The sequence below is a fragment of the Ramlibacter sp. MAHUQ-53 genome, assembly GCF_052600055.1.
Genome location: NZ_JBQWTS010000002.1, coordinates 209,102 through 235,678 on the forward strand (window position 1 = coordinate 209,102; position 26,577 = coordinate 235,678).

General features: G+C 72.1%; 22 protein-coding genes. 16 read left to right on the forward strand and 6 right to left on the reverse strand.

Translation table 11 applies throughout. The annotated features are described in order from the left end of the window. Window positions 1–137: 137 nt before the first annotated feature. On the forward strand, window positions 138–947 hold the full coding sequence (locus ACT80S_RS04390; RefSeq protein WP_377413120.1) for an ABC transporter ATP-binding protein: 810 nt from the start codon (window positions 138–140) through the stop codon (window positions 945–947). 104 nt (window positions 948–1,051) lie between these two features. Here ACT80S_RS04390 and ACT80S_RS04395 read toward each other — a convergent pair whose 3' ends face one another. Continuing rightward, entirely contained in the window at window positions 1,052–1,741 is a 690-nt protein-coding gene (locus tag ACT80S_RS04395; protein WP_377413122.1) for a Crp/Fnr family transcriptional regulator, read from the reverse strand. 169 nt (window positions 1,742–1,910) lie between these two features. Between ACT80S_RS04395 and ACT80S_RS04400 the strand changes: the two genes are divergently transcribed. Both ACT80S_RS04400 and ACT80S_RS04405 read left to right on the forward strand, forming a co-directional pair. Further along, entirely contained in the window at window positions 1,911–3,176 is a 1,266-nt protein-coding gene (locus tag ACT80S_RS04400) for a phenylacetate--CoA ligase family protein (protein ID WP_377413125.1), read from the forward strand. A 146-nt stretch (window positions 3,177–3,322) separates the two neighbouring features. After that, complete coding sequence (locus ACT80S_RS04405) at window positions 3,323–6,349, forward strand: acetoacetate--CoA ligase (RefSeq protein WP_377413127.1); 3,027 nt, start codon at window positions 3,323–3,325, stop codon at window positions 6,347–6,349. A 15-nt stretch (window positions 6,350–6,364) separates the two neighbouring features. Here ACT80S_RS04405 and ACT80S_RS04410 read toward each other — a convergent pair whose 3' ends face one another. Further along, on the reverse strand, window positions 6,365–6,574 hold the full coding sequence (locus ACT80S_RS04410) for a YgaP family membrane protein (RefSeq protein WP_377413130.1): 210 nt from the start codon (window positions 6,572–6,574) through the stop codon (window positions 6,365–6,367). 99 nt (window positions 6,575–6,673) lie between these two features. Here ACT80S_RS04410 and ACT80S_RS04415 point away from each other — a divergent pair, with 99 nt between their 5' ends. Further along, a complete protein-coding gene (locus ACT80S_RS04415) occupies window positions 6,674–7,009 on the forward strand; it encodes an ArsR/SmtB family transcription factor (protein ID WP_377413132.1) in 336 nt (111 codons plus the stop codon). Between the two features lie 60 nt (window positions 7,010–7,069). Here ACT80S_RS04415 and ACT80S_RS04420 read toward each other — a convergent pair whose 3' ends face one another. From ACT80S_RS04420 to ACT80S_RS04435, 4 genes are all read right to left on the reverse strand, one after another. Then, window positions 7,070–8,095 carry a YeiH family protein gene (locus ACT80S_RS04420; protein WP_377413134.1) on the reverse strand — a complete coding sequence of 342 codons (1,026 nt, stop codon included), beginning with the start codon at window positions 8,093–8,095 and terminating at the stop codon, window positions 7,070–7,072. A 4-nt stretch (window positions 8,096–8,099) separates the two neighbouring features. Beyond that, entirely contained in the window at window positions 8,100–9,743 is a 1,644-nt protein-coding gene (locus ACT80S_RS04425) for a 3-(methylthio)propionyl-CoA ligase (protein ID WP_377413136.1), read from the reverse strand. A gap of 19 nt (window positions 9,744–9,762) precedes the next feature. Beyond that, the gene (locus tag ACT80S_RS04430; protein WP_377413138.1) at window positions 9,763–10,740 is read right to left on the reverse strand and encodes a Bug family tripartite tricarboxylate transporter substrate binding protein; all 978 of its coding nucleotides are present in this window, start codon (window positions 10,738–10,740) and stop codon (window positions 9,763–9,765) included. A gap of 129 nt (window positions 10,741–10,869) precedes the next feature. Next, complete coding sequence (locus ACT80S_RS04435) at window positions 10,870–11,916, reverse strand: AraC family transcriptional regulator (RefSeq protein ID WP_377413139.1); 1,047 nt, start codon at window positions 11,914–11,916, stop codon at window positions 10,870–10,872. A 122-nt stretch (window positions 11,917–12,038) separates the two neighbouring features. On the opposite strand from ACT80S_RS04435, the gene ACT80S_RS04440 reads away from it, so the two are divergent. The 12 genes from ACT80S_RS04440 (at window position 12,039) to ACT80S_RS04495 (ending at window position 26,567) form a co-directional block, all read left to right on the forward strand. After that, window positions 12,039–13,094 carry a BKACE family enzyme gene (locus ACT80S_RS04440; RefSeq protein WP_377413141.1) on the forward strand — a complete coding sequence of 352 codons (1,056 nt, stop codon included), beginning with the start codon at window positions 12,039–12,041 and terminating at the stop codon, window positions 13,092–13,094. A gap of 13 nt (window positions 13,095–13,107) precedes the next feature. Then, the gene (locus ACT80S_RS04445; RefSeq protein ID WP_377413143.1) at window positions 13,108–13,764 is read left to right on the forward strand and encodes a DsbA family protein; all 657 of its coding nucleotides are present in this window, start codon (window positions 13,108–13,110) and stop codon (window positions 13,762–13,764) included. Between the two features lie 5 nt (window positions 13,765–13,769). Next, entirely contained in the window at window positions 13,770–14,348 is a 579-nt protein-coding gene (locus ACT80S_RS04450) for an RBBP9/YdeN family alpha/beta hydrolase (RefSeq protein WP_377413145.1), read from the forward strand. 10 nt (window positions 14,349–14,358) lie between these two features. After that, window positions 14,359–16,152 carry an acyl-CoA dehydrogenase gene (locus ACT80S_RS04455; protein WP_377413147.1) on the forward strand — a complete coding sequence of 598 codons (1,794 nt, stop codon included), beginning with the start codon at window positions 14,359–14,361 and terminating at the stop codon, window positions 16,150–16,152. A 76-nt stretch (window positions 16,153–16,228) separates the two neighbouring features. Further along, the gene (bktB, locus tag ACT80S_RS04460; protein ID WP_377413149.1) at window positions 16,229–17,413 is read left to right on the forward strand and encodes a beta-ketothiolase BktB; all 1,185 of its coding nucleotides are present in this window, start codon (window positions 16,229–16,231) and stop codon (window positions 17,411–17,413) included. Between the two features lie 5 nt (window positions 17,414–17,418). Further along, window positions 17,419–18,345, forward strand: a complete 927-nt coding sequence (locus ACT80S_RS04465) for an SDR family oxidoreductase (RefSeq protein ID WP_377413151.1) — start codon at window positions 17,419–17,421, stop codon at window positions 18,343–18,345. A gap of 18 nt (window positions 18,346–18,363) precedes the next feature. After that, a complete protein-coding gene (locus ACT80S_RS04470) occupies window positions 18,364–19,575 on the forward strand; it encodes an acyl-CoA dehydrogenase family protein (RefSeq protein ID WP_377413153.1) in 1,212 nt (403 codons plus the stop codon). 20 nt (window positions 19,576–19,595) lie between these two features. Continuing rightward, a complete protein-coding gene (locus ACT80S_RS04475; RefSeq protein WP_377413155.1) occupies window positions 19,596–20,624 on the forward strand; it encodes a phosphotransferase in 1,029 nt (342 codons plus the stop codon). Window positions 20,625–20,653: 29 nt separating this feature from the next. Beyond that, window positions 20,654–21,448 carry an SDR family NAD(P)-dependent oxidoreductase gene (locus ACT80S_RS04480; RefSeq protein WP_377413157.1) on the forward strand — a complete coding sequence of 265 codons (795 nt, stop codon included), beginning with the start codon at window positions 20,654–20,656 and terminating at the stop codon, window positions 21,446–21,448. A gap of 27 nt (window positions 21,449–21,475) precedes the next feature. Continuing rightward, window positions 21,476–23,596 carry a 3-hydroxyacyl-CoA dehydrogenase NAD-binding domain-containing protein gene (locus ACT80S_RS04485; protein ID WP_377413159.1) on the forward strand — a complete coding sequence of 707 codons (2,121 nt, stop codon included), beginning with the start codon at window positions 21,476–21,478 and terminating at the stop codon, window positions 23,594–23,596. Between the two features lie 171 nt (window positions 23,597–23,767). Further along, window positions 23,768–25,555: a DUF1302 domain-containing protein gene (locus tag ACT80S_RS04490; protein WP_377413163.1), complete on the forward strand. Its 1,788-nt coding sequence runs from the start codon at window positions 23,768–23,770 to the stop codon at window positions 25,553–25,555. Window positions 25,556–25,586: 31 nt separating this feature from the next. Beyond that, on the forward strand, window positions 25,587–26,567 hold the full coding sequence (locus ACT80S_RS04495) for a Bug family tripartite tricarboxylate transporter substrate binding protein (protein WP_377413165.1): 981 nt from the start codon (window positions 25,587–25,589) through the stop codon (window positions 26,565–26,567). Window positions 26,568–26,577: the final 10 nt, after the last annotated feature.

Sequence of the window (26,577 nt, forward strand, 5' to 3'; positions counted from 1 at the left end):
CCCATCAGGTCGGCAGGCTGCCGGCCGGTGGGCACCCTCCCCACCCCCTCCCGCCAGGCGGGAGGGGCAGCGGCTGCGACGCAGCCGCCAACCGACAGGGCTGCGATGCAGGTCTGTCGATTGGTAGAAGGAAAACCATGAGCGCTTCCAACATCGTCCTGAACGTCAACGGCATCGAGGTGATCTACAACCACGTGATCCTCGTGCTCAAGGGCGTCTCCCTGCAGGTGCCCGAAGGCGGCATCGTCGCCATCCTGGGCGGCAACGGCGCGGGCAAGACCACCACGCTGCGCGCCATCTCCAACCTGCTGAAGGGCGAGCGCGGCGAGGTCACCAAGGGCAGCATCGAGCTGCGCGGCGAGCGCATCGAGAACCTCTCGCCCGCCGAGCTGGTGGAGCGCGGCGTGCTGCAGGTGATGGAGGGCCGCCACTGCTTCGCCCACCTCACCATCGAGGAGAACCTCCTCACCGGTTCCTACACCCGCAAGGACAAGGGCGAGATCGCGGCCAACCTCGAGAAGGTCTACAACTACTTCCCGCGCCTGAAGACGCGCCGCACCTCGCAGGCCGCCTACACCTCGGGCGGCGAGCAGCAGATGTGCGCTATCGGCCGCGCCATCATGGCCAACCCCAACCTCGTGCTGCTGGACGAGCCCTCCATGGGCCTGGCGCCGCAGATCGTCGAGGAGGTGTTCGAGATCGTGAAGGACCTCAACACCAAGGAGAAGGTCACCTTCCTGCTCGCCGAGCAGAACACCAACATGGCCCTGAAGTACGCCAGCTACGGCTACATCATGGAAAGCGGCCGCATCGTCATGGACGGCCCCGCGCAGGACCTCGCCAGCAACGAGGACGTCAAGGAGTTCTACCTCGGCGTCGGCGGCGGCGAGCGCAAGTCGTTCAAGGACGTCAAGAGCTACAAGCGCCGCAAGCGCTGGCTGGCGTAATCGCCCCCACGCTCGCCCACTGCGTGTGGCTCACTGCCCCCCGAGGGGGCCCTCGCGCCTTGGGGCGGCCCGGCGGCGCTCAAGGCCTGCGCTTCGCGCGCGCGTCATCCGCCCGCAGCCATGTCCTGCAGCGCGGGCAGGTCCAGCACCTCGACCCCGCCGTAGGCGATGCGGATGACGCCCTTGTCCTGCATCTCGTGCAGCACGCGGTTGGCGATCTGGCGCGAGACGCCGGCCAGCCGCCCGATCTCCTCCTGCGAGATCGCCAGCTGCGGCTGCGTGCCGGGGTACAGGTCGCGGTTGAACAGGCTGGCCAGGCAGTAGGCCACCTGCGCCGTCGTGTCGTTCAGCCGCAGGCCCTGCACCAGGGCGATGAAGTGGCCCAGGCGCGCGTTTAGCTGGTGAATGAGCCAGGCCGAGAAGGGCTGGCACTCGGTCATGAGCCACTGGAAGGTGGGGGCCGGCATCAGGGCCACCAGGCTGTCCTGCAGCGCGGTCACGTCATAGGGACGCAGCTCGCCCTTGATCACCGCGCCTTCGCCCACCCAGGCGCCGGCCGGCACGCCGGTGAGCGTGGCGCTCTTGCCGCCGGGGCTGCTGTTCTCCACCTTCAGCATGCCGTCGACCACGCCGATCCAGTAGGCCGAGGGCGCGCCGCGCACGCACACCGTGGCGCCTGCCTCGTAGCGGCGCACCAGGGTGTCCTGGTGCACGCGGTCCACCTGGGCGGGCGTCAGCCCCTGGATCCACGGGGTGGCGTCGAGGAAGTCGTGCAGGCGCTGGAGGTCGTCCATCAGTTCGGGGCGGCCGGGGCGGGCCCGGCCAAGGGTCGTTCTCGGCGCATTCTCTCGCATCCGGCGAGCCGGTCCGCTGCAGCGGCACCGGGTTTTCCCGGGTGAACGCGGTGGGCCAATTGGTGGAGCGACGACAGTATCGGCGCGGCGCGCTGCGTAGATTCGCCGCATGACCGCACCGAACTACGAAGCCCAGGAGCGCCGCGAGCCGGCGCAGCGTGAAGCCGCCCTGATGGACGCCCTGGCCGCCCAGGTCGCCCATGCCAAGGCCAGCAGCCCGGCGCAGGCCGAGCGGCTGAAGGAGGTCGACCCGGCCGCCATCACCTCGCGCGCCGCGCTGGCCACGCTGCCCGTGCTGCGAAAGAGCGAACTGCTGGAGGCGCAGGCGGCGCAGCGCGGCGGCGATCCCTTCGCCGGCTTCTCGGCCTGCGGCTGGCGTGGCCTGGGCTACCCGCGCCAGGCGCGGCGCGTGTTCCAGTCGCCCGGCCCGCTGTACGAGCCGCAGGGCCTGCACCCCGACGGCTGGCGCCTGGGCCGCGCGCTGTGGGCCGCCGGCTTCCGCCCCGGCGACCTGATTCACAACTGCTTCAGCTACCACCTCACGCCGGCCGGCCTCATGACCGAGGAGTCGGCCTTCGCGCTGGGCTGCGCCGTCTTCCCCGGCGGCATCGGCAACACCGAGCTGCAGCTGGCGGCCATGAGCGACCTCGGCCCGCACGGCTACGTGGGCACGCCCAGCTTCCTGAAGATCATCCTGGAGGCGGCCGAGGCCAAGGGCATCCGCATTCCCTCGCTGACCAAGGCGCTGTTCTCCGGCGAGGCCTTCCCGCCCTCGCTGCGCGAGTGGATGGCGCAGCGCGGCGTCGCCGGCTACCAGTGCTATGCCACCGCCGACCTCGGCCTCATCGCCTACGAGACCGAGGCGCGCGAGGGCCTGGTGGTGGACGAGGAGGTCATCGTCGAGATCGTGCGTCCCGGCACCGGCGACCCGGTGCCCGAGGGCGAGGTGGGTGAAGTGGTCGTCACCATCTTCGACCCCGACTACCCCCTGATCCGCTTCGGCACCGGCGACCTCAGCGCGGTGCTGCCGGGGCGCTGCCCCACCGGCCGCACCAACACCCGCATCAAGGGCTGGATGGGCCGCGCCGACCAGACCACCAAGGTCCGCGGCATGTTCGTGCACCCCAGCCAGGTCGCCGAGATCGTGCGCCGCCACCCCGGCGTGCTGAAGGCGCGCCTGGTGGTCGAGGGCGCGGTCGCCGAGGAGCGCATGGTGCTGCACGCCGAGGCCGCGAGCGGCGGTGACGAACTCGCCGCGGCGATGGTGGCCACGGTGCGCGACGTCACCAAGCTGCGCGGCGAAGTGCGCGTGGTCGCCCCGGGCAGCCTGCCGGGCGACGGCAAGGTCATCGACGACCAGCGCAGCTACAAGTGACAAGGCGGGGTCAGGTCTTGCATCAACGCGGCAACGACTGACCCCCAGCCCTTTCGCACTGGCCCGCCAGGGCCGCGCGCTCGGGCGCCGCGCCGACCCCGGGCCGGCGGCGGGCTGGCTAGCGTGGTGTGCCAGGAGCGCAGACCATGCAGCAGTACGTGCCGTCCCGCCCGCCGCGGCCCGGTCCCGGGGTGCGGAGTGCCGGGCGGCCCCGGGGTCTCGCCCTGGCGCGCTTCACCGCCACCCTCGCCGCCGCCCACGGCCTGCGGCTGGACGGGCCCGGGGCCCTGCATGCCTTCTCGGTGCGCGAGTACCGCGCCTTCTGGTCGCACCTGGTCGCCACCTGCCGCGACGAGCTGGGCCTGGAGGGTCCGGCCGAGCCGGCCTGCGTGGGCGATGCCTGCGAGCATGCCCGGTTCTTCCCCGAGCTGCGCCTGAACTACGCCGACGCGCTGCTGAACTTGCGCGTCGCCCCCGCCGGCGCGCCGGCGCTCACCGCCTGCCATGCCGACGGCCGCGTCCTGCGCCTCACCCGCGGCGAGCTGCGCGCCGCGGTGGCCCGTGCCGCCCTCGGCCTGCGCCGCCTGGGCCTGCGCGAAGGCGACCGGGTGGTGGCGGTGGCGCGCAACGACGAGGCCATCGCCATCGCCGGGCTGGCCGCCTGCGCGCTGGGCGCGACCCTGTCCACCGCCGCGCCCGACATGGGCCGCGACGCGCTCCTGGACCGATTCGCCCCGCTCGCGCCCGCGCTGCTCCTGGCGCACACCCGGCCCCAGGCCTTCGACACCGGCGAGCCGCTGCCGCAGCGCCTGCGCGCGCTGGCCGGCGGCCTGCCGTCGCTGCGCGCCCTGGTGCGGCTGGACGGCGACGCCTCGCTGGGCCTGCCGCAGGAGGCGGACCTCGCCGCCCTCGACGCCGGCGGCGACGACACCGGCATGGCCTGGCCGCGCCGGCCCTTCGACCACCCGCTGTTCATCCTCTTTTCCTCCGGCACCACCGGCCGGCCCAAGTGCATCGTCCACGGCGCCGGCGGCAGCCTGCTGGAGCATGTGAAGGAGCACCGGCTGCACGGCGACCTCGCGCCGGGCGAGCGGCTGTACTTCCACACCGGCTGCGGCTGGATGATGTGGAACTGGCAGCTCTCGGCGCTGGCCAGCGGCGTCGAGGTCGTCACCTGGGACGGCCCGGTCGACACGCCGGCGCGCCTGTGGGCGCTGGTGGCGCGCGAGCGGGTGAACGTCTTCGGCACCAGCCCCGCCTTCCTGCGCGCCTCCCAGGAGGCCGGCCTGGCGCCGGCGCGCCAGTGGGACCTGGGCGCGCTGCGCGAGGTGCTCTCCACCGGCGCGGTGCTGCACGACGCGCAGTACGACTGGGTGCGCGAGGCGCTCGGGCCGGTGCCGCTGCAGTCCATCTGCGGCGGCACCGATATCCTGGGCTGCTTCGTCCTCGGCCACCCCTGGCTGCCGGTGGTGCGCGGCGAGGCCACGGGCCGCAGCCTGGCGATGGACGTGCAGGCCTGGCAGGGCGGGGCGCCAGCCCCGGGCACCGGGCAGCTGGTGTGCGCCAACCCGTTCCCCTCGCGGCCCCTGGGCTTCTTCGGCGACGAGGGCGGCCGGCGCTTCCACCAGGCCTACTTCGCCGAGAACCCGGGCGTGTGGACGCATGGCGACCTGGTCGCCTTCGGCCCTTCGGGCAGCGCGCGCCTGCAGGGCCGCTGCGACGGCCTGCTGAACGTGCGCGGCACCAAGATCGCGCCGGCCGAGGTCCTGCGCGTGCTGCACGAGGTGCCCGGGGTGCGCGAGGCGCTGGTGGTGCCGCGCGCCCCCGACGAGGTGGTGGCCCTGCTGGTGCTGCGCCCGGGGCAGGCGCTCGACGCCGCGCTGGCTGCGCGCATCCGGCAGGCGCTGCGTGACCGCCTCTCGCCCGCCCATGTGCCGGACCGCCTGCTGGCCGTGCCCGAGCTGCCGGCCACCCACAACGGCAAGCCCTCCGAGGCCGCGGCGCGCCGCGCGCTGCAGGGGCTGCCGGCGGACAACGCCTCGGCCCTGCGCAACCCCGCCTGCCTGGACGCGATCCGCGACCACCCGGGCCTGCGCGCCGTCCCCGGCGCCAGCGGGGACGACCCCGGCCTGCCCCTGGCGCAGCGCCTGCAGCGGCTGTGGCAGCGGCGCCTGGGCGTCGCGCGGGTGGGGCTGGACGACACCTTCCTCTCCCTCGGCGGCAACTCGCTGCTGGCGGCGGTGATCGCGCAGGAGGTCGGCCGCATGACCGGGCGCGAGCTGCCCCTGGCCGCGTTGCTGCATGCGCCCACGGTGCGCGCGCTGGCGGCCTGGATCGAGCAGGGCCCGGCGCCGGCCGGCCGCCCGCTGCTGGCGCCGGTGCGTGGCGGCACCGGCCGGCCGCTGTTCCTGGTGCACGGCCTGAGCGGTACGGTGATGGACTGCGCGCGGCTGGTGGCGGCGCTGCGCACGCCGCGCCCGGTGGTCGGCCTGCATGCCCCCGGGCTGGACGGCGACGCGCCGATGCCGCGCTGCGTGCTGGCGCTGGCGCAGGCCTACGCGGCGGCGATCCGCGCCGAGCAGCCGCGCGGGCCCTACGCGGTCTGCGGCTTCTCCTTCGGCGGCGTGGTGGCCCTGGAGATCGCGCGGGTGCTGGCGGCCGGCGGCGAGGCGCTGGAACTCGTGGCGGTGCTCGACGCGCACCTGCGCCGCGACCTCGGCGCGCTGCGCGCGCTGGGCGGCCGCGCGCTGCTGGCGGCGCGGCGGGTGGCCTGGCTGCCCGCCGCGGCGCGCTGGCAGTACCTGGCGCGGGCGCTGCGCCGCGCGCTGTCGCCGGGGCTGTACGGGCCGGCCGTCCCCGACGGTCCCCACGGCCTGCCGGTGCCCGACGCCTGGGCCTCGATGGGCCCGGCGCAGCGCGCCGTCCACCAGGCCCTGGGCGAGGCGCTCATGGCGTACCGACCCGCGCCCTTCGACGCTGCGCCGGTGCTGCTGGTGCGCCCGCGCGTGCCGCTGGAGGGCTACCCGGACCCGATGCCGGTGTGGCGGCAGGTCGCGCGCGGCGGGCTGCGCCAGGTGCGCCTGCCGGGCACCCACCTGGCGCTGGTCGGCGCCAACGCGCAGCGCACCGCGGCGGTGCTGGACGAGGCGCTGGGCCCGGGCGGCGCGGCGTGAGTGCCGCGCGCCGCCTCAGCACCCGGCGCGCACGCCGAGCCGGCGCAGGATGATCTCCAGCGGGCACCAGCGAGTGAGGGCGCTTTGCAGCAGGTTGGCGCCGACGAAGGCGGTGAGCGCCAGCCACCAGGGGCTGGCGAAGAACGGGCTGCCGGGCACGCCCAGGGCGAGCGACAGGAGGATGAAGCTGCCCGCGGCGAGGCGGACGATCTGCCAGGAAGTCATGGGCAGGGGCCTTTCGTGGAGTTGCCAGGATCTGTTTTCATCATTATTTGCTTATTTGCATTCTTGTGCAAATACGATGAAAAGGATATCCTGCGCGCCATGGACCACCTCCCGCCCGAAGCCCTCGAGGACGTCGCCGCCTACTTCCAGGCGCTGGCCGAGCCCACGCGACTGCAGATCCTGAACCGGCTGCGTGACGGCGAGTGCAACGTGAGCGAGCTGGCCGAGATGTGCGGCTTCAGCGTGGCCAACATCTCGCGCCACCTGGGCGTGCTGACCAAGCAGGGGCTGGTGGCGCGCGAGGGGCGCGGCACCAGCGTCTACTACCGCATCGCCGACCCGGCGGTCTACCAGCTGTGCGACCTGGTCTGCGGCAACATCGCCCGGCACCTGCAGGCCAGCCCGCGCAGCGCCTTCCTCACCGGCGGTCGATAGGGTCAGGTCTTGCAGCAACGCGGCAGTCGCGCGTTGTCGCGTTGCTGCAAGACCTGACCCCTACGCCCCCAGCAGCGCCAGCCCGCCGCAGGCCAGCGCCGCGAGGAACGCGGTCTCGACGGTCATCAGGGCGATCGGCTTCCAGCCGACCGAGAGGATTTCCTTCAGGTGCGACTTCATGCCGATGGCGGCCATGGCGGCCACCAGGCAGGCCTGGGACAGGTCCACCCCCGCGCGCACCACCGGCGCGGGCAGCCAGCCGGTGCTGTTGACGCCGACCAGCACCGCGAAAGCCACCGCGAACCACGGCAGCAGCGGCGGGCGCCGGCCCCCGGCCTGCGCGCCGGGCTGCGCCGCGAGGTGGCGGCGCGCCAGCCATGCCGCCAGCAGGATCACCGGCACCAGCATCGCCACCCGCACCAGCTTGACCAGCGTGGCGGCGTCGCCGGCCTCGTGCGAGATGCTGTAGCCCGCGCCCACCACCTGCGCCACGTCGTGGATGGTGGCGCCGATGAACAGGCCGGCCTGCACACCCTCCAGGTTCAGCCACTGCGCCATCAGGGGGTACAGCACCATCGCCAGCGTGGACAGCGCGCTCACCCCCACCACGGTGAACAGCGTGGCCCGCTCCTTCAGCGGGTGCGCAGGCAGGGCGGCCGACAGCGCCAGCGCCGCCGAGGCGCCGCAGATGGCCACCGCGCCGCCCGTGAGCAGGCCGAAGAACACCTGGAAGCCGAACACCCGCGCCATCACGATGCCGAAGGCGATCGTGGCGGCCACCAGCACCAGCACCAGGCCCAGCGTCTCCCAGCCCATGGCCTGCACCTGGGCCAGCGTGATCCGCAGGCCCAGCAGGGCGACGCCCAGGCGCAGCACCTGGCGCGCCACGAAGTCGATGCCCTCGGCGCACCGCGTCTGCTGCGACAGGAAGTTCAGCGCCATCCCGAGCAGCAGCGCGAACAGCATCACCGGCGCGCCGTAGTGCTGCGCGAGGAACAGCGCGGCGAGGGCCACGATGGCGCTCACGGCCACGCCCGGCCAGCGTGACTCCCACTGCGCCTGGCAGCTGGCGATCAGGGCCTGCATGGCATCAGCCCTGCGCGGCGACGAGGTGGCCGGCGTACTGGTCCCGCAGCCGGTTCTTCAGCATCTTGCCGGTGGCGCCCAGGGGGATCGCGTCGACGAAGACCACGTCGTCCGGCGTCCACCACTTGGCGATGCGGCCCTCGTAGAAGGCCAGGAGTTCTTCCTTCGTGACCGCCATGCCCGGCTTGCGAACCACCACCAGCAGCGGGCGCTCGTCCCACTTCGGGTGGCGCGCCGCGATGCAGGCGGCCATGGCCACGGCGGGATGCGCCATGGCGATGTTCTCCAGGTCGATGGAGCCGATCCACTCGCCGCCGGACTTGATCACGTCCTTGCTGCGGTCGGTGATCTGCATGAAGCCGTCGGCGTCGATGGTGGCCACGTCGCCGGTGGGGAACCAGCCGCGGCCCTGCGCGTCGGCCACCAGGGGGCTGCCCTCGCCCTTGAGGTAGTGGTCCACCACCCACGGCCCGCGCACCATCAGCTCGCCGGCGGCCTGGCCGTCCCAGGGCAGCTCGCGGCCGGCGTCGTCGACGATCTTCATGTCGATGCCGAACACCGCCCGGCCCTGCTTGGCCTGCAGCGCGCGCCGCTGCGCCGCGGGCAGCGCCAGCTGCGCGCCCTTGGGCACGCACACCGTGCCCACCGGGCTCAGCTCGGTCATGCCCCAGGCGTGGATCACCTGAACGCCGTAGCGCTCCTCGAAGGCTTCCATCATCGCCGGCGGACAGGCCGAGCCGCCGATGATGGTGCGGCGCATGGTGGAGAACTTCAGGTCGTTCGCCTGCACGTGGGCCAGCAGGCCTTGCCACACGGTGGGCACGCCGGCCGACAGCGTCACGCCCTCGGCCTCGAACAGCTCGTGCAGCGATTTGCCGTCCAGCCCCGGGCCGGGGAACACCAGCTTGGCGCCCACCATGCACGCGGAGTAGGGCAGGCCCCAGGCGTTCACATGGAACATCGGCACCACCGGCAGGATGGTGTCGCGGCCCGAGAGGTTGAGGGCGTCGGGCAGGGCCGAGGCGAAGGTGTGCAGCACCGTGGAGCGGTGGCTGTAAAGCACGCCCTTGGGGTGGCCGGTGGTGCCGCTGGTGTAGCAGAGGCTGGAGGCGGATTCCTCGTCCAGGTCGGGCCAGTCGAAGGCGTCGTCCTGCGCCTCCACCAGGTCCTCGTAGCACAGGAGGCCGGGGATCACGGACTTCTCCGGCATGTGGGCGCGGTCCACCATCAGCACGAAGTGCTTCACGGTCGACAGGCGCGAGGCCACGGCCTCCACCAGCGGCAGGAAGGTCTTGTCGAAGCACAGCACGCGGTCCTCCGCGTGGTCGGCGATCCAGGCGAGCTGGTCGGCATGCAGGCGCGGGTTCAGCGTGTGCAGCACCGCGCCCGAGCCGGACACCGCGTAATACAGCTCCAGGTGGCGGTAGCCGTTCCAGGCGAGGGTGCCGACGCGGTCGCCGCGGCCCACGCCCAGGGCGGCCATGGCCTTGGCCATGCGGCGCGAGCGGGCCGCGAGGTCGCGGTAGGTGCAGCGGTGGATGTCGCCCTCGACGCGGCGCGAGACCACCTCCTGGTCACCGTGGTGGCGTTCGGCGTGCTTCAGCAGGGAGGCGATCAGCAGCGGCTGCTGCATCATGAGTCCGTTCATGGGGGGCTCCAGGGGGCGGTTACTGCAGCTTGATGCCGAAGGCCTTGACGATGCCGGCGTTGCGCTCGAACTCGGCCTTCGTCGCGGCGGCCAGCTGCGCGGGCGGCGTGTCGGGCAGCATCTCGAAGCCGGCGCCCACCAGGCGGTCACGCACCTTGGGCGAGGCGGCAGCCTTCAGGATCGCGGCGTTGATGCGGTCCACGGTGGCGGCGGGAACGCCGCTGGCGGTCACCACGCCCACCCAGTTGCTGAAGTCCAGCTCGGGGTAGCCCTGCTCCGCGAACGTCGGCACCTGGGGCAGCTGCGGCGAGCGCGTGCGCCCGGCCACGCCCAGCGCCTGCAGCTTGCCGCTGGCGATCAGGGGCTTGGAGGTCGCCATGCCGTCGAACATCAGCGGGATCTGGCCCGCCATCACCTGGGCCAGCGCCGGCGGCGAGCCGGGGAACGGCACATGCTGCATGTCCAGGCCAGCCTTCTGGTTCAGGATCATGCCGGCGTAGTGCGAGGAGGTGCCGGCGCTGAAGGAGGCGAAATTCACCTTGCCGGGGTTGGCCTTGACCCAGGCCACCGCCGACTTCAGGTCCTTGGCCTCGATGCCGGGCGCAGCCACCAGCACCAGCGAGCTGCGGGCGATGGCGGTGACCGGCTTGACGTCCTTGAGCGGGTCGAAGGCCGTCTTCATGACATGCGGGATCTCGGTGAGCACGTTGCTCGCCGTCATCATGATCGTCTGGCCGTCGGCCGGCGCGGTGGTCATGGCCTGCACCGCGATCGCGCCGCCGGCGCCGGGCTTGTTGTCCACCACCACCGGCTGGCCGATGTCGGCGGCGAGCTGGTCGGCCACGATGCGGGCCACCACGTCCATGGTGCCGCCGGCGGGCGCGGGCACCAGCAGTTTCACCGGCTTGTCGGTCCAGGCCATGGCGGCGGGCAGGCTGAGCGCCATGACCGCGGCGCACAGCGCGCGGCGGGCGGAAAGGAAGGGGGTGTTGCGCATGCGTGTCTCCTGTGTTCGGGGCGAAGTCGGCGGGGCGCGCGTGGCCGTTCGCGGTGGCTCGAATGCTAGGCAGCGTGGCCGCGGTTGGCTTGACAATTCACGACAATCACTTGTGATTTGACGACACGGTCACCGGCGAGCCGCCCCGGCCGGCGCGCTGGCGCGGGCCCGCATCACCGAAGGCGCGCACGCGAACTGCGCCGAGAACCAGCGGGTGAACGAGCTCAGGTTGGCGAAGCCCAGGAGCTGCGTCACCTTGCCCAGGGGGTGGGCGGTGCCGACGATGTAGCGCTGCGCGAGCTCGCAGCGCACTTCGTTCAGGAGGGAGGAGAAATGGATGCCGCTGTCGTCCAGCCGCCGCTGCAGGGTGCGCACGTTCATGCCCAGGCCCGAGGCGACCTGCTCCACGCTGGCGCGCCCCATCGGTAGCAGCAGGTACACCGAGCGGCGCACGTCCAGCACGATGGAGCTCTGCCCCGGACGGGGGATGGCGTCGACGAAGGTCTGGGCGTAGCTGGCCATCGCCGCGTCGGCGTGGACATTGGGGCGGTCGAGGTCGGCGGTCAGGCACATCAGGCCGTTGAAGTCGCTGTCGAAGCGCACCGGGCAGCCGAAGAGGCGGCGGAAGATGCGCAGGTCGCCGGGCTCGGCGTGGGTGAAGTGCGCGGACTGCGGCCGCCACTGCGGCCCGAGGATCGCGCGGAAGATCAGGGTCAGCACGCCCACCGCCAGGTCGGTGGACTGCGGGCCGCCGCCGGGCTGGTCGTTCATCAGCTCCTCGCGTATCAGCGTGAGCTTGCCCGCATCCTCGATGTACAGGCCCAGCGATTCATTCAGCAGGTGGCGGTACTGCGAGATGGTGTCCAGCGCGCTGCGCATCGAGGGCTGCTGCGTGAGCAGCAGGCTGATGGGGCCGAAGTCCGAGAGCTGGCGCGCCTCCGCCATCATCAGCCCCAGCGTGTCGCAGCCGCTGACCCGGGCCGACAGCTCCAGCAGGCCCACCGCGCTGTTCACGGGAATCAGGTGGGTCGGGTCGGCCAGCATGCGCTGGGACAGCCCCATCTTCCGCAGCAGCGGCTGCGGGTTCAGCCCCAGCTTGCGGGCCACCTCCTCGTACCGGGACAGCACCACCGCGCGCACTTGCATGGCGGGCGGCGAGGCGGCGGGCTGGTGCATGTCGTCTTCTCCAGGATGGCATGAATTGATAAATGCGTGTCATGCAATGTAAAGGAGTTGGCGACGCCTCGCACCTAAATTCACGCCACCCGGGACACCCCGCATCCACGCAGGAAGGCACCATGAATTTCATCGACGGCTCCCTCTTTCCGGAAAACCAGCAGGAACTCGTCATCACCTGCGCGCCCTATGGGCCGGAGTGGATGCCGGAGGATTTTCCGGAGGACATCCCGGTCACGATGGAGGACCAGGTGCAGAAGGCGGTGGACTGCTACAACGCCGGCGCCACCGTGCTGCACCTGCATGTGCGCGAGCCCGATGGCAAGGGCAGCAAGCGCCTGTCCAAGTTCAATGAACTCATTGCCGGCATCCGCGCCCGCGTGCCGGACCTGATCATCCAGGTCGGCGGCTCGATCTCCTTCGCCCCGGAGGGCGAGGGCGCGGTGGCCAGGTGGCTGTCCGACGACACCCGCCACATGCTGGCCGAACTCCAGCCCAGGCCGGACCAGGTCACCATCGCCATCAACACCAACCAGATGAACGTGGTGGAGCAGATGTGCGAGGCCGACATCCGCGGCACCTCGCTGGCCACGCCCGAGGGCTACCGCGCCTACCGCGAGATGACCATTCCCGCGGGCCCGGAGTGGGTGGAGGAACATATCCGGCGCCTGACCGCCAACGGCATCCAGACCCACTTCCAGCTCGCCAACATCACGCAGCTGGAGACGGTGGAACGCATGATGCGCCGCGGCGTGTGCAACGTGCCCCTGGTCCTCACCTGGGTCGCCATCGGCGGCGGCTTCGACCAGCCGAACCTGTACAACCTCGCCAACTTCGTGCGCGCCTGCCCCGACGGCTCGGTCCTCACGCTCGAGACCTCCATGCTGAACGTGCTGCCGGTCAACCTGATGGCGATCGCGCTCGGCCTGCATGTGCGCTGCGGCATCGAGGACAACATCTGGCAGCCCGATCGCCAGGCCAAGATGGGCACGGTGCGCCAGATCGAGCAGCTGGTGCGCATCGCCCGCGAGGTCGGCCGCGAGGTCGCCGATGCGAAGAAGGCGCGCGAGATCTACCGCATCGGCACCTTCTACAAGGACGCCGACGAGACCCTGGCCGCCAACGGCTTCGCGCCGAACCGCAAGCCGGGCCAGCGTGGCCTGATGCAATTCGCCTGAGGCCGTGGCGCCCATGGACCGACGCCTGCGCATCGACGCCTGGTTCGACCTGGTCTGCCCCTGGTGCTGGATCGGCAGCCGGCACCTGGCCGCCGCCCTGGGCCGCCTCGCCGCCGAGGCGCCGGGCGTGCAGGTCGAGGTGGCCTGGCACCCGGTGCGCCTGATCCCGGGCGTGCCGCCCGAGGGCTGGCCCTATGCCGCGTTCTACGAGCGCCGCCTCGGCGGCCCCGAGGCGGTGAAGGCGCGCCAGGCCCAGGTGCAGGCCGCCGCCGCCCGCGCCGGGTTGGCGATCCGCTTCGACCGCATGACGGTCTTCCCCGACACCGCGGCGGCCCACCGCCTGCTCACGGTGGCTGCGGGCCAGCTGCAGGCCCGGGCCCTCGACGCCCTGCGCGAGGCGCTGTTCGAGACCTACTTCGTGCACGGCGGCCACCTTGGCGACGCCGACACCCTGGCCGCGGTGGCCCGCGCGCACGGCGTCGACCTCGCGCGTGCGCCGTTGCCCGAGGCCCTGCCGGCAGCGTCCGACGCAGCGCCGGTCTCCGGCGTGCCGTACTTCATCTTCGACCACCGCTTCGCGCTCTCCGGCGCGCAGCCCCCCGAGCACCTGCTGGCCGCGATGCAGGCCTGCCTGCGCGAGCCGGAGCCGGCCGCGCCCTCCATGCCTTGAACCCCATGACCTGCGCCGACACCCCTACCGTCCTCATCGTCCCCGGCCTGCGTGACCACGTCGACGCGCACTGGCAGACCCTGCTTGCCAGGCGCCTGCCGCGCGTGCACGGCGTGCCGCCCATGGGCCGCGAGGACCTCGACTGCGCGGCCCGCGTCGCCGCGATCGAACGCGCGATGGACGCCACCGAGGGCCCGGTGGTCCTGGTCGCCCACAGCGGCGGCTGCGTGATGGTGGCGCACTGGGCCCGGGTGACGCGCCATGCGGCCCGCGTGCGCGGCTGCCTGCTGGCCACGCCGCCCGACTTCGACCGCCCCCTGCCCGAGGGCTACCCCACGCTGGCCATGCTGGACGCCGGCGGCTGGCTGCCGGTGCCGCGCGAGCGGCTGCCATTCCGCAGCCTGGTGGCCACCAGCCGCAACGACCCGCTGGGCGACCACGACCGCGTGGTGGTCCTGGCCCGTGACTGGGGCAGCGAGATCGAGGACCTCGGCGAGGTCGGCCACCTCAATCCCGCCTCCGGCTTCGGCGAATGGCCCGCGGCCGACGCCCTGATCGATCGCCTGTCCCACCCCACCGCCTGAACCCGACACCATGAGCTACGTCGCCCCCCTCAAGGACATCCTGTTCAACCTGCGCCACCTCGCCGGCCTCGACGACCTCGCCGCGAGCATCCCCGAGTTCGCCGATGCCGGCCTGGACACCGCGCAGGCGGTGCTGGAGGAATGCGCCCGCTTCGCCCAGGACGTGGTGGCCCCCCTGAACACCGTGGGCGACCGCAACCCGCCGCGCCTGGAAGGCGGCCGCGTCACCACCGCGCCGGGCTTCGTGCCCGCCTACCGCCAGATGGCCGAGGGCGGCTGGCAGGGCCTGGAGCATCCGGCCGAATTCGGCGGCCAGGCCCTGCCCAAGTCCATCGGCGGCGCCTGCCTGGAGATCTTCAACAGCGCCAACGTCGCCTTCGCCCAGTGCGCCTCGCTCACCGACGGCGCGATCGAGGCGCTGCTGGTGGCCGGCTCGCCCGAACTGAAGGCGCGCTACCTGCCGCGCATGGTGCGCGGCGAGTGGGTCGGCACCATGAACCTCACCGAGCCCCAGGCCGGCTCCGACCTGGCCCTGGTGCGCACCCGCGCCGAGCCCGCCGGCGACGGTACCTACCGGATCTTCGGCACCAAGATCTTCATCACCTTCGGCGACCACGACATGGCGGACAACATCGTCCACCTGGTGCTGGCCCGGGTGAAGGGCGCGCCCGAGGGCGTCAAGGGCATCAGCCTGTTCGTGGTGCCCAAGGTGCTGGTCAACGAGGACGGCAGCCTGGGCGCGCGCAATGACGTGCGCTGCGTCGGCCTGGAGCACAAGCTCGGCATGCATGGCAGCCCCACCGCGGTACTGCAGTACGGCGACGAGGGCGGCGCGGTCGGCTACCTGGTGGGCGAGGAGAACCGCGGCCTCGAGTACATGTTCGTGATGATGAATGCCGCGCGCTACCAGTGCGGCATGCAGGGCATCGCCCTGGGCGAGCGGGCCTACCAGAAGGCGGTGCAGCATGCGCGCGACCGCGTCCAGTCCCGCCCGGTCGACGGCTCCTCGGCGAATGCCGTGGCCATCATCCAGCACCCCGACGTGCGCCGCATGCTGATGACGATGCGCGCCCTGGTCGAGGGCTGCCGCGCCATGGCCAGCGTGGCCGCCGCGGCCTGCGACGCCGCCCGCCACCACCCGGACCCCGAGGTGCGCCGCGAGCAGCAGGCCTTCTACGAATTCCTGGTGCCGCTGGTGAAGGGCTACAGCTCCGAGACCGGCCTGGAGGTCACCTCGCTGGGCGTGCAGGTGCATGGCGGCATGGGCTTCATCGAGGAGACCGGCGCCGCGCAGTACTACCGCGACGCCCGCATCGTGCCGATCTACGAGGGCACGACCGCGATCCAGGCCAATGACCTGGTGGGCCGCAAGACCCAGCGCGATGGCGGCGCCTTCGCGAAGTCGGTGGCGCGCCGCATCGCGCAGACCGAGCAGGCGCTGCGCGAGTCCGGCGACGCCCAGGCCCTGGCCGTGGCCGCCCGGCTCACCGAGGCCCGGGGGCTGTTCGAGCGCGCCGTGGACCATGTGGCCGAACACGCCAAGGCCCGGCCCAACGAGGTCTACGCCGGCAGCGTTCCGTACCTGATGCTGGCGGGCAACCTGGTCGCTGGCTGGCAGCTGGCGCGCGCCCTGCTCGCGGCCCAGGCCGCCGCCGCGCGTGGCGAGGACACCGCCTTCATGCAGGCCAAGGTCCACACCGCCCGCGCCTATGCGGACCAGATCCTGCCCCGCACCCATGCCCTGCATGTGGCCCTGGTGGGCGGTCACGCGGGCGTGCTGGGCATGGCGCTCGACGCCTTCTGAGGCCTGCCCGCAACCGATTCGAGAGCGGCGCCCACGCCGCCACCCCTTTCTTCCCTCCCACACAGGAACCCTTCCCATGACCCGTGAAGTCGTCGTCGTCAGCGGTGTGCGCACCGCCATCGGAACCTTTGGCGGCAGCCTCAAGGACACGCCCCCCGCCGAGCTCGCCGCTCGGGTGGTGCGCGAGTCGCTGGCCCGCGCCGGCGTCGCCGGCGCCGATGTCGGCCATGTGGTGTTCGGCCACGTGATCAACACCGTGCCGCAGGACGCCTACCTCTCGCGCGTGGCCGCCCTCAACGCCGGCTGCCCCGAGGGCACGCCCGCCTACAACGTGAACCGCCTGTGCGGCTCGGGCCTGCAGGCCATCGTCTCGGCCAGCCAGTCCATCCTGCTGGGGGACTGCGATGTCGCCGTCGGCGGCGGCGCCGAGAACATGAGCCGCGCGCCCTACCTGAGCGTGAACACCCGCTGGGGCGCCCGCATGGGCGACACCACGCTGGTGGACATGATGATCGGCGCGCTGCACGACCCGTTCCACAGCATCCACATGGGCGTGACCGCCGAGAACGTGGCGCGCGAGTACGGCATCAGCCGCGAGGACCAGGACGCCCTGGCCCTGGAGAGTCACCGCCGCGCCGAGCGCGCCTGGGCCGAGGACCGCTTCCACGGCCAGATCGCCCCGGTGACGCTCAAGACCCGCAAGGGCGAGGTCGCCTTCGACAAGGACGAACACTTCCGCCCCGGCGCGAAGCTGGAGGACTTCCAGAAGATGAAGCCGGTCTTCGTCAAGGAGAACGGCACCGTCACCGCCGCCAACGCCTCCGGCATCAACGACGCCGCCGCCGCCGTGGTGCTGATGGAAGCCGGCGCGGCCCGCGCCCGCGGCGCCCAGCCGCTGGCCCGCCTGGTCGGCTATGCCCACACCGGGCTGGACCCCAAGCTCATGGGCGTGGGCCCGATCTCCGCCACCCGCGCGGTGCTGAAGAAGACCGGCCTCACGGTCAACGACCTCGACGTGATCGAGGCCAACGAGGCCTTCGCCGCCCAGGCCTGCGCGGTCACCCGCGGCCTGGAGCTGGACCCGGCCAAGGTCAACCCCAACGGCTCGGGCATCTCCCTGGGCCACCCGGTGGGCGCCACCGGCGCGCTGATCACGGTGAAGGCGCTGCACGAGCTGCAGCGCGTCCAGGGCCGCTACGCCCTGGTCACCATGTGCATCGGCGGCGGCCAGGGCATCGCCGCGATCTTCGAGCGGTGCTGAGCGCCGTGGCGGCGACGCTCGAGGCGGCCGGGCCCCTGCGGGCCGGCAACACCGCCGTCATCACCGGCGCGGGCTCGGGCCTCGGGCTCGAGCTGGCCCGCCTTGCCGCGCGCCATGGCCTGCGCCTGGTGCTGGCCGACGTCCAGCAGGACGCGCTGGACCGCTGCGCCGAGGCGATGCGCGCCGCGGGCTGCGAGGTGCTGGCGCGCCGGGTCGACGTCTCCGACGCGGCCGACATGCAGGCGCTGGCCGATGCCGCCTTCGAACGCTTCGGCGCGCCGAACCTGGTGTTCAACAACGCCGGCGTGGCCTTCAGCGGCCTGGTCTGGGAAGCCTCTGCGGCCGACTGGGAGTGGGTGCTGGGCGTCAACCTCCGGGGCGTGGTCCATGGCGTGCGCCTGTTCACGCCGATGATGCTGGCGGCCGCGCGGCGCGACCCGGCCTGGCGCGGGCGCATCGTCAACACCGCCAGCATGGCCGGCCTCGTGACACCGCCCAACCTGGGCCTGTACAACGTGAGCAAGCACGCGGTCGTGGCCCTGAGCGAGACGCTGCACCACGACCTGTCCCTGGTCACCGACCAGGTGCGCGCCAGCGTGCTGTGCCCCTACTTCTTCCCCACCGGCATCCACCAGAGCCAGCGCAATCGCGCTGACGCGCCCGCCGCGCCGCCCACGGCCAGCCAGCGCGTGGGCCAGGCCATGTTCGACAGCGCGGTCCAGGGCGGCCAGGTCTCGGCCGCCGAGGTGGCGCAGCGGGCCTTCGAGGCCGTGGCGCAGGACCGCTTCCACGTCTTCAGCCACCCCGGGCTGCTGCAGCCGGTAGCCGACCGCGCCGAGGCCCTGGTGGCCGGGCGCAACCCGCCCGACCCGTTCGCCGCGCGCCCCGAGGTCGGTGCGCGCCTGCGCGCCGCCCTGCGCGGCGCCGAGTAACCCCTTCACGGACGATCCATGGACTTCCAGCACTCCCCGCGCGTGCAGGCGCTGCAGCAGCAGCTCACCGCCTTCATGCAGGACCACGTCTACCCGAACGAGCACCTGTTCGCCGAGCAGCTCCAGCAGGAACGCTGGAAGACGCCGCCGATCATGGAGCGCCTCAAGGCCCTGGCCCGCGAGCAGGGCCTGTGGAACCTCTTCATGCCGGGCCGCGAGCATGGCGGCGCGGGCCTGAGCAACCTCGAGTACGCGCCCCTGGCCGAGATCATGGGCCGCGTGTTCTGGGCGCCCGAGGTGTTCAACTGCAGCGCCCCCGACACCGGCAACATGGAAGTCTTCGCCCGCTACGGCACGCCGGCGCAGCAGGAGCGCTGGCTGAAGCCGCTGCTGGCGGGCCGCATCCGCTCCGCCTACGTGATGACCGAGCCGGCCGTGGCCTCCAGCGACGCGACCAACGTGGAACTCTCCATCCGCGCCGAGGGCGACGAGTACGTCATCGACGGCCGCAAGTGGTTCGCCACCGGCTCCATGCGCGAGACCTGCGAGGTCTTCATCGTCATGGGCAAGACCGACCCGGACAACCCGAACCGCCACCTGCAGCAGTCGCAGGTGCTGGTGCCGCGCGGCACGCCCGGCCTGAGCATCGTGCGGCCCCTCAGCACCTTCGGCTACTGGGAGGAGCCGGGCGGCCACGCCGAGCTGGTGTTCGACCAGGTGCGCGTGCCGCGCGCCAACATCCTCCTGGGCGAGGGCCGGGGCTTCGAGATCGCCCAGGGCCGCCTCGGCCCGGGCCGCATCCACCACTGCATGCGCGTGGTCGGCGCGGCGCAGCGGGCGCTGGAACTGGCCTGCAAGCGGGTGGAGGGCCGGGTCGCCTTCGGCAGGAAGCTCAGCGAGCAGGGCTCGGTGCGCGAGAGCATCGCCGTCATGGCCTCGAAGGTGGAGATGTGCCGCCTGCTCACGCTGCGCGCCGCCGACAAGATGGACCGCGTCGGCAACAAGGCCGCCATGGACCTGATCGGCATGGCCAAGATCATGGTGCCGCAACTGGGCTCGGAAGTGCTCGACATGGCGATCCAGATGCATGGCGCGGGCGGCCTCACCGGCGACTACTTCATGGCCGAGGCCTTCAACTACGCCCGCTGGTGCCGCCTCGCCGACGGCCCGGACCAGGTCCACATGATGGCCCTGGGCAAGCAGGTGATCCGCGAGCTGTCGGCCGCGTGAGCCCGGGGCCCGAGACCCGCATGGCCCACGCACCGAGCGACCCCCACGCCCTGGACCTGCCGCGCCTGCAGGCCTGGCTGCAGGCGACGCTCCCGGGCTTCGGGGACATCCAGTCCTGCGAGAAGTTCGCGGGCGGGCAGTCCAACCCCACGTACCGGCTCCAGACCCGCGAGGCGCAGTACGTGCTGCGCCGCAAGCCGCCGGGGCAGCTGCTGAAGTCCGCCCACGCGGTGGACCGCGAGTACCGCGTGATGCAGGCCCTGGCCGGCAGCGGCGTGCCGGTGCCGCGCGTCCACGCGCTGTGCGAGGACGAAGCCGTCATCGGCTCCCCGTTCTTCCTGATGGCGTTCGTCGATGGCCGCATCTTCTGGGACGGCGCACTGCCCGGGCAGGACCCCGCCTTCCGGGCCCGGGCCTACGAGGCGATGGTGGAGGTGCTCGCCGCCCTGCACCGGGTGAATGTGGACGCCGCCGGCCTCGCCGACTACGGCCGCCCCGGCAACTACTTTGCGCGCCAGGTGGCCCGCTGGAGCGAGCAGTACCGCGCCAGCGAGACCGGCCCCAACCCCGCGATGGAGGCGCTGATCGACTGGCTGCCGCGCCACCTGCCCGCGGACGACGGACGCGTGGCCCTGATCCACGGCGACTACCGCATCGACAACCTGGTGTTCCACCCCGCCGAGCCTCGCGTCCTCGCGCTGCTCGATTGGGAGCTGTCCACCCTCGGTCACCCCTGGGCCGACCTGGCCTACCAGTGCATGCAGCTGCGCCTGCCGCACGACGCGGCGATCCCCGGCCTGGGCGGCCTGGACCGCGCGGCGCTGGGCATTCCTTCCGAGGAGGCCCATGTGCGCCGCTACTGCGAACTCACCGGGGTGGACGCCATCCCCGACTGGAATTTCTACCTCGTGTTCAGCTTCTTCCGGCTGGCCGCCATCCTGCAAGGCGTGAGGAAGCGGGCCCTCGCGGGCAACGCCTCCAGCCGCCAGGCGACCGCGTACGGCGAGCTGGCGCGCCCGGTCAGCGAGATGGCGCTGCCGCTGCTCTGAGCCCCCACTGCCTTTCCTGGAGCCATGCCATGACGACGAACGAATCCCCCGTGCCGCCCCTGGCGGCCTTCTCCCTCCACGGCCGCCGTGCCCTGGTCACCGGCGCCTCCAGCGGCCTGGGCGAGCACATGGCCCGCACCCTGGCCGCGGCCGGCGCCACGGTGGTCCTGGCGGCGCGCAGCACCGAGCGCCTGCAGCTGGTGCTGCGCCAGGTGCGCGAGGCCGGCGGCCAGGCCGAGGCCCTGGCCCTGGACGTGCGCGACGCCGACCAGGTGCAGGCCGCGATGGCCGACCTGCACGATCGCGTGGGCGCGCTGGACATCGTGATCAACAACGCCGGCGTCGCCCGTTACCGCCCGATGCTGGACCAGTCCCCGGACGACTGGGACAGCGTGCTCGACACCAACCTGCGCGGCGCCTGGCTGGTGGCCTGCGCCGCGGCCCGCGCCATGGTCGCCGCCGGCCGGGGCGGGGCGGTGGTGAACATCGCCTCCATCCTGGGCGAGCGCGTGGCCGCCGGCGTCGGCCCGTACGCGGCCTCCAAGGCCGGCCTGATCCAGCTCACGCGCGCCATGGCGCTGGAGTGGGCCCGCCACGGCATCCGCTGCAACGCCATCCTCCCGGGCTACTTCGCCACCGACATGAACCGCGACTTCCTGGCCGGCGAGGCCGGCGAGCGCATGCGCCTGCGCGTGCCTTCGCGCCGTTTCGGCGCGCCCCAGGACCTGGACGGCCCGCTGCTACTCCTGTGCTCCGACGCCGGCCGCCACATCAATGGCGCGGCGCTGCCCGTCGACGGCGGCCACCTGGCCAGCACCCTCTGACAACCCCCACCCGCACGGAAGAACGACATGACCGCACGCTATGAACTGAAACACGACGTGGCCGTGATCCACCTCGACAACCCGCCCATGAACGGCCTAGGCCTGGCCACGCGCCAGGGCGTCATGGCGGGCCTGCGCCGCGCGCTGGAAGACCCGGCGGTGCGCGCCCTCGTGCTGGCCGGGGACCACGGCGTCTTCTCCAGCGGCGCCGACATCAAGGAGTTCGGCTCGCCCAAGGCCTTCGAGGAGCCGTTCCTGGGCAGCGTGATCGCGGCGCTCGATGCCTCGCCCAAGCTGGTCGTCGCGGCGATGCAGGGCGTGGCCATGGGCGGCGGCCTGGAGCTGGCCCTGGGCTGCCACTACCGCCTGGCCGCCCCCGGCCTGCGCGTGGCCCTGCCCGAGGTGAAGCTGGGCCTGATCCCCGGCGCCGGCGGCACCCAGGCCCTGCCGCGCGTGATCGGCGTCGAGCGCGCGCTGGACATGATCCTGGACGGCGAGCCGGTCACCGCCGAGGCCCTGGCCGCCATCCCCGGCCAGCAGCTGTTCGAGCGCATCGCCTCCGCGCCGCAGTTCCTGCTGGAGGAAGCCATCGCCTTCGCCCGCGAGCGCGCCGCCCGCCATGCCGCCGACGGCAGCGCCTTCCCCCGTGTGCGCAACCTGACGTGCCCCTCGCCCGGCGAGGCCTTCTTCCAGCAGGCCCGCGAGCGCGCCGCCGCCGCCGGCCGGGGCCGGCCGCTGCCCGCGCCGCGCCAGTGCGTGGAGGCGGTGGAGCGCGCCACCACCCGGGCCTTCGACGACGGCGTGGCGCGAGAGCGCGCGGCCTTCGTCGGCCTCATGGACACGCCCGAGTGCCAGGCCCTGCGCCATGTCTTCATGGCCGAGCGCGCGGCCTCGCGCATCCCCGACGTGCCGGCCGGCACGCCGCGGCGCGAGGTGCGCGCGGTGGCCGTGGTCGGCGCCGGCACCATGGGCGGCGGCATCGCCATGAACTTCCTCAACGTCGGCCTGCCGGTGAAGCTGCTGGAGATGAAGCAGGAGGCGCTGGACCGCGGCCTGGCCACCATCCGCAGGAACTACGAGGCCCAGGTGAAGAAGGGCAAGCTCGCGCAGGAGGCCTGCGAGCGCCGCATGGCCCTGCTGTCCACCACCCTGGCCTACGAGGACCTGGGCGAGGCCGACCTCGTCATCGAGGCCGTGTTCGAGGACCTGGGCGTCAAGCAGCAGGTGTTCGAGGCGCTGGACGCGGTGATGAAGCCCGGCGCCATCCTGGCCACCAACACCTCCACGCTCGACGTGGACCGCATCGCCGCCTTCACGAAGCGACCGCAGGACGTGGTGGGCCTGCACTTCTTCAGCCCCGCCAACGTGATGAAGCTGCTGGAGGTAGTGCGCGGCGCGCAGACCGCGAAGGACGTGCTGGCCACCGTCATGGCCCTGGCCCGCACCATCCGCAAGACGGCGGTGGTCTCCGGCGTGTGCGACGGCTTCATCGGCAACCGGATGGTCGAACAGTACCTGCGCCAGGCCTTCTTCCTGCTGGACGAAGGCTGCACCCCGGCCCAGGTGGACCGGGCCATCGAGTCCTTCGGCTTCGCCATGGGCCCGTTCCGAATGAGCGACCTGGCGGGCAACGACATCGGCTGGGCGATCCGCAAGCGCCGCTATGTCGACTACCCCGGCATGAAGTACAGCCGCATCGGCGACCTTCTCTGCGAGCAGGGCCGCTTCGGCCAGAAGACCGGCGCAGGCTGGTACGACTACCAGCCCGGCCAGCGCGAGGCGCTGCCCAGCGAGGCGGTGGCCACGCTGCTCGCGCAGCACCGCGCCGCGCTGGGCATCACGCCCCGCGCGGTGCCCGACGAGGAGATCGTGCAGCGCCTGCTGTTCGCCCTGGTCAACGAAGGCGCGCGCATCCTCGAGGAAGGCATCGCCGGCAAGGCCGGCGACATCGACGTGGTCTACCTCACCGGCTACGGCTTCCCCGCCTGGCGCGGCGGCCCCATGCACCACGCCGACAGCGTGGGCCTGGCCCGCGTGGCGGAGGCGATGGAGCGCTTCGCCCGCAACCCGCTGGACGACGCGGCCTTCTGGCAGCCCGCGCCGCTGCTGGCTCGCCTGGCCGCTGAGCACGGAAGTTTCAACGCCTGAACGCCGCCTCGGTGCGTGGCGCATAAAGGCAAATGAATGTCGTGAATGGATAAGTCGCGCCACGGCCATTTCAGAAGAATCGCGCTGGCCACGAAGGCGCACGGGCGTGCGCCGGTGCAAGTGCATCAAGTCCAACGAGTGAAGTCGGACCCATCCAACAGGAGACAACAGATGAAGTTCAACCAGAAGGCCTGGGCGCTGTCCGCGATCGCCGCGGCCTGCCTGCAGGCGCAGGCGTACGAGGTGAAGCTGGACAACGGCGTGCAGGTGAAGGTCAATGGCCTGGTCACCCTGGGCACCCAGATCCGCGCCAACGATCCCAGCCCCGACGGCTATTCCGCCGCCGTGTCCCCGTTCGTGGCCGGCGTGCCGCGCGGCAACCTGGCGGGCCAGAACGGCGGCCCCAACCTGAACTTCTCCAAGGGCGACCAGATCTCCACCGTCCTCAAGGGCGTCGTCGACGTGGACGTCAAGAAGGACAACATCGGCCTGTTCGTGCGCGCCGCCGCCTGGAAGGACTTCGCGCTGGGCGAGAAGAACGTCGCCTATGGCAACTACGTCAACGGCTTCACCCAGGGCGCGCCCCTGGGCGACACCGGCTTCGCCTCCAGCAACCAGTTCAGCAATGCCGAACTGCGCGATGCCTTCGTCTACGGCTCCACCACGCTCGAGGGCGGCAAGACCCTGTCAGGCCGCTTCGGCCGCCAGGTCCTGGCCTGGGGCGGCTCGCAGCTGTTCGCGGGCGGCATCGGCTCGGCCACGAACCCGGCGGACTTCGCCTCGCAGCTGCGCCCCGGCGCCCAGCCCATCGACGGCAGGCTGCCCCTGGGCATGCTCAGCGCCCGCCTGGCCGCCGGCACCGCCTGGAGCCTGGAGGGCTTCGCCGCCTACGAGCACCGCAACAACGTGTACCCGGGCTGCGGCACCTATTTCGACGTGGCCTCCTTCATCGCCGATGGCTGCAACATGATCTCGTTCGCCGGCGCTTCCGAGGCGCAGCGCCTGGCCACCGACCAGTACGTGCACCGCACGCCCGACATCGCCCCCGGCGTGCCCAAGCACTACGGCCTGGCCTTCGGCTTCAAGGCCGACCCGCTGGACGCCGACGTGAAGCTGTACGCGATGAACACCACCGCCTTCGCGCCGACCTACCGCATGACGGTCAATTCGACCACCCCGGGCGTCGCCTCCAACAGCAACTACGGGATGATCTACCCGGACAACGTGCAGGTCTTCGGCGCCTCGTTCACGAAGAAGGTGAACCCGCAGCTCACCACCTTCGGCGAGCTGGCCCTGCGCCACGGGCAGCCCCTGTCCTTCAACGCCTCGGACCTGCTGGGCGCGTTCTTCGGCCGCAGCCCCAATTCGCTGCTGGCCCTGCGCAAGAACATCACGGCCATTCCCGCGGGCGGCACCTTCGACGCCTACGACCGTTTCGACGTCGTCACCGGCAGCCTCGGCGGCACCCAGGTGTTCACCAAGGCCCTGGGCGCCGACCGCATCGCGCTGACCGGCGAGGTGGGCTTCAGCCACATCAACGGCCTGCCCAGCGCGGAGATGATCCGCTTCGGCCGCGGCACCGCCTACGGCGCCGCCGCCTACGTGGGCGCCAACGGCGCGCTGACCGCCTGCGTGGACCAGGTCACGGGCAAGACCTGCACCACCGACGGCTACACCACCAGCAACGCCTGGGGCGTGCGCATGGTGGCCTCGGCCACCTACTCGGGCCTGCCCACCGGCGCCACGATCACGCCCTCGCTGGCGGTGTTCAAGGACGTCAAGGGCTTCTCGTACGACGGCACCTTCTCCGAGGGCCGCACCATGGTCAGGCCTGCCGTGCGCGCCGAGTGGCGGCAGAAGTACTTCGCCGACCTGCAGTACAACCGCTTCTCCGGCGGCCGCTACAACCTGCTGGTCGACCGCAGCTACTGGGCCCTGACGGCCGGCCTGCGCTTCTGACGGCGGCTTCGCCCATCGTGGAGACAACGCCATGAACCCGATCCTGGACAAGCGCCAGTTTCGCAAGGCCCTGTGCGCGGCCCTCCTGGGGCTCGCGCTGCCGGCGGCCTTTGCCTGGACGGACAAGCCCGTCAAGCTCGTGGTGCCGGCGCCCGCCGGCGGCACCATGGACGTGATTGCCCGCCTGGTGGGCGAGCAGCTCGCCGCCGACATCGGCCAGCCGGTGATCGTCGAGAACCGCCCCGGCGCGGGTGGCGGCATTGGCGTGCAGGCGCTGCGCGCCGCGCCCGCCGACGGCCAGACGCTGCTGGTCACCGCCAGCAACGTGCTGACCGAGATCCCCCATGTGCTGAAGTCCGGGTTCGACCCGCTCAAGGACGTCAGGCCGCTGGGGGTGGTCGGCCGCTCGAACCTGGTGCTGGTGGCCGCGCCGAACGTGCCGGCCAAGGACCTCAAGGCCTTCGTGGCCCATGCGCGCAGCAACCCGGGCAAGCTCAGTTTCGCCTCGTACAGCGCGGGCTCCGCTTCGCACTACGCGGGCATGATCCTGAACCAGAAGGCGGGCCTGGACCTGCAGCACGTGCCGTTCCCCGGCTCGCCGCCGGCGCTGGCCCAGGTGCTGGGGGGGCAGATCCCGCTGATGTTCGATGGCTACGTCACCTCCCGCGCCATGATCAGCGCGGGCAAGCTGCAGGCCTATGCGGTCGCCGGCAAGAGCCGCCTGACCCAGTTGCCCGACGTGCCCACCATGACCGAGCTGGGCTACCCGGACGTGAGCTTCTCCAACTGGGTCGGCGTGGTGGCCTCCGCCGCCGTGCCGAACGAGGTGGCGGAGAAGATCCACGACGCGGTGGCGAAGGTCGCCCGCAACCCGAAATTCCGCGGGCGCATGTTCGCCGTGGGCTTCGAGGCGGGCGAGGAGCTGTCGCTCGACCAGTTCGCGCAGTCGGTGCGCACGGAGTACGAGCGCAATGCGGGGATCGTCAGGCAGTTCAACATCCAGTTGAACTGAGGCGGAGGCG